This is a genomic window from Sphingomonas segetis, from assembly GCF_009720245.1.
GTDB classification, from domain to species: domain Bacteria; phylum Pseudomonadota; class Alphaproteobacteria; order Sphingomonadales; family Sphingomonadaceae; genus Sphingomicrobium; species Sphingomicrobium segetis.
In genome coordinates, this window is record NZ_WJSQ01000158.1 from 1 (window position 1) to 6,010 (window position 6,010).

The 6,010-nt window shown below is 68.0% G+C and carries 8 protein-coding genes; 6 read left to right on the forward strand and 2 right to left on the reverse strand.

Annotated features, from left to right (window positions below; translation table 11 throughout):
- Positions 1-418, reverse strand: a 418-nt coding sequence (locus tag GH737_RS12410) for a PilZ domain-containing protein (RefSeq protein ID WP_196233153.1), incomplete at its 3' end; no start/stop codon positions are given.
- A gap of 107 nt (positions 419-525) precedes the next feature.
- Here GH737_RS12410 and GH737_RS12415 point away from each other — a divergent pair.
- Positions 526-1,821, forward strand: a complete 1,296-nt coding sequence (locus tag GH737_RS12415; RefSeq protein WP_155265123.1) for an aldehyde dehydrogenase — start codon at positions 526-528, stop codon at positions 1,819-1,821.
- Here the strand turns inward: GH737_RS12415 and GH737_RS12420 are convergent.
- Positions 1,818-3,086: a nucleotide sugar dehydrogenase gene (locus GH737_RS12420; RefSeq protein WP_155265124.1), complete on the reverse strand. Its 1,269-nt coding sequence runs from the start codon at positions 3,084-3,086 to the stop codon at positions 1,818-1,820. The genes GH737_RS12415 and GH737_RS12420 overlap by 4 nt on opposite strands.
- 255 nt (positions 3,087-3,341) lie before the next feature.
- Between GH737_RS12420 and GH737_RS15375 the strand changes: the two genes are divergently transcribed.
- The 5 genes from GH737_RS15375 to GH737_RS12445 form a co-directional block, all read left to right on the forward strand.
- On the forward strand, positions 3,342-3,584 hold the full coding sequence (locus GH737_RS15375; protein ID WP_196233154.1) for a MoaD/ThiS family protein: 243 nt from the start codon (positions 3,342-3,344) through the stop codon (positions 3,582-3,584).
- On the forward strand, positions 3,581-4,039 hold the full coding sequence (locus GH737_RS12430) for a molybdenum cofactor biosynthesis protein MoaE (RefSeq protein ID WP_155265126.1): 459 nt from the start codon (positions 3,581-3,583) through the stop codon (positions 4,037-4,039). Before GH737_RS15375 ends, GH737_RS12430 begins: the two co-directional genes overlap by 4 nt.
- A gap of 3 nt (positions 4,040-4,042) precedes the next feature.
- A complete protein-coding gene (moaB, locus tag GH737_RS12435) occupies positions 4,043-4,579 on the forward strand; it encodes a molybdenum cofactor biosynthesis protein B (protein WP_155265127.1) in 537 nt (178 codons plus the stop codon).
- Positions 4,576-5,052, forward strand: a complete 477-nt coding sequence (moaC, locus tag GH737_RS12440; protein ID WP_155265128.1) for a cyclic pyranopterin monophosphate synthase MoaC — start codon at positions 4,576-4,578, stop codon at positions 5,050-5,052. The genes moaB and moaC overlap by 4 nt, the downstream gene beginning before the upstream one ends.
- On the forward strand, positions 5,049-6,010 hold a 962-nt coding region (locus GH737_RS12445), incomplete at its 3' end, for a molybdopterin molybdotransferase MoeA (RefSeq protein ID WP_155265129.1). The genes moaC and GH737_RS12445, both read left to right, overlap by 4 nt.

Genomic DNA, 6,010 nt, shown 5'->3' on the forward strand with positions numbered 1-6,010 from the left:
CAGCCAGCGATACGGCGATCGCGGCGACCGCCGCGAACTCAATCGCCCTGCCGCGCAAGCGGCTGCGGTCCTCCGGGCGCGGATGCCTGCGGCGCTCGCCGGGCGCTGCGGTGAGCTGGAGCGAGGGCGATTGGCCCAGCGTCATGATCTCTTCGACCGGCAACGGCTCTTCGGTCTTGAGCCCTACGCGGCCGCCGTCGCGCCACATCACACGCGCCACGATCAAATGATCGCCCCGCCGTACCTCGACCTGAGTGCCTTCGGGGATCGGCCGACCCGTGTGAATCATCAGCCCGCGCGACGAAATGTTGAGGATGCAGGTGTCGCTCCATGAGGCGCCGTGCCGAAGTCTTGCGGGAACGACCACACGCCGGCGCAGCTCCCGGGGTTTTCGGCCTTGTGCGGTTCTGCCGGACATCGGCCCACTCCTGGGCTCCCGGCGCTGTGCGACCTCTAAAGCATTGCCCCGAAACGGAGATGATTGCTGCGGTGGCGGTGCGCCCCGCGACGCGCTAGCGGCGGCGCATGCAAAGCTCGCCAATTGCCGCGGCCGACGCCGCATCCGCCGCATTCCCGTCATGGTCCGCGCTCGGGCCAAATGCCCGCCGCTCACTGCTGAACCGCGCTGCCGGAGCGCTGGAAGCGCGCGCCGATGCGTTCGTCGAAGTGATGACGAGCGAGCTTCGCGCGTCGGAGCCGTGGGCGCGCTTCAACGTCAAGCTCGGCGCCGAAATGGTGCGGGAAGCCGCGGCAATCACCACGCAGATCGCCGGCGAAGTGATCCCGTCGGACAAGCCGGGCCTCCTCTCGCTCGCGCTTCGCGAACCGGTCGGCGTGATCCTCGGCATTGCTCCATGGAACGCGCCGGTGATCCTCGGCTGCCGCGCGATCGCGACGCCGCTCGCCTGCGGAAATACGGTGATCCTCAAGGCTTCGGAGCGCTGCCCGCGCACCCACGGACTGATCGTCGAAGCCTTCGCCGCAGCCGGATTTCCCGAAGGCGCGGTAAAGCTGGTCACCAACGAGCCGGCGCATGCAGCCGATGTCGTCGGCGCGCTGATCGACCATCCCGCCGTGCGGCGGATCAATTTCACCGGCTCGACCGCCGTCGGGCGAATCGTCGCCAGGCGCGCGGCCGAGCATCTCAAGCCCGTGCTTCTCGAGCTCGGCGGGAAGGCGCCGCTGATCGTGCTGGAAGATGCCGACTTGGACGAAACGGTCAAGGCCGCCGCCTTCGGTGCGTTCATGAACGCCGGCCAGATCTGCATGTCGACCGAGCGGATCATCGTCGTCGAGGCGATTGCCGACGAGTTCGCCCGGCGCCTCGCGGAGAAGGCCGGCGCGATGCCTGCTCCCGCCGTCGGCGCCCAGGTTGACGATGCCGCCAAAGCGAGCGTCGGCGATCTGATCGACGATGCACTTTCGCACGGTGCCCGCGCGATCGCCTCCAGGGCTGCAACCGTGCTCGACGGGATCACGCCGGCCATGCGGCTATACCGCGACGAAAGCTTCGGCCCCGTGGTCGGAATCGTCCGGGTCGCGAACGAGGAGGAAGCGGTGCGCGTGGCCAACGACAGCGAGTTCGGCCTCGCCGCGGCGGTCTTCACCCGCGATGCCGCGCGGGGCCTCCGGATTGCCCGCAAGATCCGGTCGGGCATCTGCCACGTGAACGGCCCAACCGTCTTCGATGAGCCGCAGATGCCGTTCGGGGGCGTGGGCTCGTCCGGCTATGGCCGCTTCGGCGGCAAGGCCGGGATCGAGGCATTCACCGAACTCAGGTGGATCACCATCGCCGGCGAGCCGGGGCACTATCCGATCTAGAGGCTCCAGTAGCCTATGTCGGCCCGAAGGCTCGACGGATCGAGCAGGGAGCGAACATCGGCGACCACCCCCTTTTCAGCAACCATCTCGCTCATCTGCGCGTGGAGCGGACGGTACTCGTCATGGCCGACCGCGTAGATCAGCGCTGCAAGGTCGCTGAACCCGTCGAGGCCGGACAGCTCCACGCCATATTCGCGGCGCACTGCACCCGCGTCGGCGCGCGCATCGTGGACCAACGGCTCGATCCCGAACTCGCGCAGCTCGCGGTAGGTGTCGATCACCTTCGAGTTGCGGATGTCGGGCACATTCTCCTTGAAGGTGAACCCAAGAATCCCGACCCGCGCGCCGCTGATCGGCCGGCCGCTTGCGGCGATCAGCTTGACCACGCGCTGCGCGAGATAGGCGCCCATGCCGTCGTTCACGCGCCGACCCGACAGGATCACCTCGGGCTGATAGCCGAGCTGCTCGGCCTTGGCGGTGAGGTAATAAGGGTCGACGCCGATGCAGTGGCCGCCGACCAGCCCCGGATGAAACTTGAGGAAGTTCCACTTGGTGCCCGCGGCGTCGAGCACGTCGCGCGTGCGGATCCCTAGCAGGTGGCAGATTTTCGCGACCTCGTTCATCAACGCGATATTGAGGTCGCGCTGCGTGTTCTCGATGACCTTGGCGGCCTCGGCGACCCTGATCGACGGCGCACGATGGACTCCCGCCTCGACAACCGAACCGTAGAGATCGGCGAGCCTGTCGAGCGTTCCTGAATCATCGCCCGCCACCACCTTGACGATCTTGTCGATCGGATGCGCCTTGTCACCGGGGTTGATACGCTCGGGGCTGTAGCCGAGCCTGAAATCGACGCCGGCCTTCAAGCCCGATGCCCGCTCCAGTGCGGGGCCGCAAATCTCCTCCGTCACGCCCGGGTAAACCGTGCTTTCGAACACGACGACGGAGCCCATCGACAGCGCCGGGCCGACGATATCGCAGGCGTTGAGCATTGCGGCGAAGTCCGGCCGGTTCGCCTCGTCGATCGGCGTCGGAACGGTGACGATGAAAATCTCATGCCCGCGAAGCGCAACGGGATCGTCGGTGATCGCAATGTCGGCGGCGCCCAGCTCCTCCGGCGACACTTCATTCGTCGAATCCACACTTTCGCGCAGCGCCGCGACCCGCTCGGCGCTGATGTCAAAGCCCGTGACCTCGTGCTTGCGCGCGAGCGCAACCGCGAGGGGCAGCCCGACATAGCCGAGACCGACGACAGCGACTTTCACCTTGGCGACACCCTCCGTTGCGCCACTGAGTAGAGGCGAGGCTCGCGCGCTGCAATTCGCAGCGGCGAACAAGGCTCCGTAACATTACCTATTCCGCGCTCCCGCCGGACGCACGTACGAATGACGCACCCTTCCGGCGAGACCCCCTCACACCCCCAGCCCGTCTCGCCGGAAGGCTCATCCCCGAACCCGCATGAGTTGACGGAAGCATCGCCGATGGCGACAGCAAGACCGCAGTTCGCAACGAGGTGGCAAGTGAAGGTGCTGTTCTACGGCCGGCTTGCAGAAGCGATCGCTCCGGAGCTCGAGGTTGACGCCCGGCCGGGCTGCTCGGTTGCCGAGCTGCGGACCATGCTCGCCGCCGAGCACCCGGAGGCCGGACCAGTGCTACGAAGCAAGCGTGTGCGCACGTGTGTCGGTCACGCCTTCGTCCCCGACGATTATCGGCTCGCAACTGCCGACACCGTGGAATTCCTGTCTCCGGTGTCCGGCGGATGAGCATCGTCGCGCACCTCGAACAAGCTTCGCTGCGCCCGGAGCAGGAACTTGCCGCCCTGGTCGCGCAGGCGAGCGGAGACGGCGCCGTGGTGAGCTTCGTCGGGCTCGCCCGGGCGGAGTCGAAAAGCGGCGGCCCGGTCGAACGACTGATCCTGGAGCACCACTCCATCCTGACGCAGCAATCGCTCAACGAGATCGCCGTCGCCGCCGGCGAGCGCTTCGACGTCAGCCACGTGCGCGTCGTCCACCGCTGCGGCGAAATCGCGCCGGGTGAGCCGATCGTCTTCGCAGGCGCCGCGGCGCGGCACCGCCGTGCCGCCTTCGATGCCGCCGATTACCTGATGGACAGGCTCAAGACCGAGGCGGTGTTCTGGAAGCGCGAGGTGGGCGAAGCCGGGTCGGCGTGGATCGAGCCGACCGCCGCGGACCATGCCGACCGCGAGCGCTGGAGCTGAGTGATGGCGGGAATCGACGAGGCACTGATCTTCTATCCGCTGAGAATCGCGGTGCTCACCGTCTCGGACTCGCGCGACGCGGACAGCGACAAGTCCGGCGCGCTCCTGGCCGAGCGCCTGACTGCTGCCGGTCACGAGCTCGCGGGCAAGGCGATCGTGCGCGACGAGGTCGATGCAATCCGCTCGCAGGTCCGCGCCTGGGCCGACGACGAGCACATTGACGTAATCCTGTCCACCGGCGGCACCGGCTTCGCCCCGCGCGATGTCACGCCCGAGGCCGTCAAGCCGCTGTTCCGCAGGGAAATGGACGGCTTCTCGATCCTGTTTCACCAGGCAAGCTTCGGCACCGTCGGCTTCTCCACGCTGCAGTCGCGCGCCTTCGCGGGGCAGATCGGCGATGCCTTCGTTTTCTGCCTGCCCGGCTCGACGGGCGCCTGCCGCGACGGGTGGGACCTCGTGCTGAAGCACGAGCTGGACAGCCGCTACCGGCCCTGCTCGCTCGCTGGTCAGGTGCCGCGCCTCAGGGAGCTTTGCGCGTGACCGGCCTGACGCATGTCGACGAGAGCGGCCGTGCACGCATGGTCGACGTGTCCGGCAAAGCAGTTGCCGCGCGCACGGCCACCGCGCGCGGGCATCTCACCTGCAAGCCGGAGACGCTGGACCAGGTCCGTTCCGGAACGGCCCCCAAAGGTCCGGTGATCCACACCGCGGAGCTCGCGGCTATCATGGCCGCCAAGCGGACGGCCGAGCTGATTCCGCTGTGCCACCCCCTGCCGTTGACCAAGGTCGAGGTGCGGATCGAGATCGACGACCGGCTGCCTGGTTTCGCGGTGGTTGCGGAGGCTCGTACGAACGCGGTCACGGGTGTCGAAATGGAAGCGCTCACCGCTATATCCGTCGCCTGCTTGACCATGTTCGACATGCTCAAGGCGATCGACCGCACGATGTCGATCGGCGGAATCGAGGTCGTCTCGAAGAGCGGCGGCAAGTCGGGGGACTGGCAGCGCGGATGATCAGCTTCGAGGAGGCGCTCGAACTCGTCCGCTCGGTCGCTGAGCCGCTCGGATGCGAAATGGTCGGGGTCGGCGATGCAGCCGGCCGGGTGCTCGCCCGTCCCGTTGTCGCTGCAATCGATGCGCCGCGCGCGGACGTTTCGGCGATGGACGGCTACGCCGTGCGCGAGAGCGACCTTGGAGAATTTCCGGTGTCGCTCGAGGTCGTCGGCGAGTCGTTCGCCGGTGCGGGCTGGAGCGGTTCGGTGGCGCCGGGGACATGCGCGCGCATTTTCACCGGGGCACCCGTTCCGGCGGGGGCCGACCGCGTCGTCATCCAGGAGAATGTCCGCCGCGACGGCGCCGTCGCGATGATCGACGCGGACCCCGGCGCTGGCCGGCACATCCGGCGCCATGGTTCGGACTTCCGGGCGGGTGAGGAACTGTTGGCGGCGGGCACGCTGCTTGGCCCGCGTGCAATCGTTGCCGCAGCGGCAGCCGACCGCGCCACGATCGAGGTCTGCCGCCGGCCGCGAGTCCAGATCCTCAGCACCGGAGACGAGCTCGCGGACCCCGGAACCGCGCGCGAGCGGACCGACGCCATTCCGGAAAGCGTTTCGCTCGGCATTGCGGCGCTCGCGGAGCAATGGGGCGCGGAGTGCACCGGCAGGATGTGCCTTCGCGACGATCTCGCCGCCATGCGAAAGGCCGCCGAGGCCTCGCTCGAGAACGCCGATGTCGTGGTGGTGACCGGCGGGGCATCGGTCGGCGAGAAGGATTTCGCCAAAGCGATGTTCGAGCCGCGAGGGCTCGACTTCCTCTTCTCGAAAGTCTCGATCAAACCGGGCAAGCCGGTCTGGCTCGGACGCGTGGGCAGCAAGCTCATCATGGGCCTGCCCGGCAATCCGACCTCGGCGCTGGTCAGCGCGCGGCTGCTGCTCGCGCCGCTGCTCGCCGGGCTCGTGGGGCTGGCGACCGG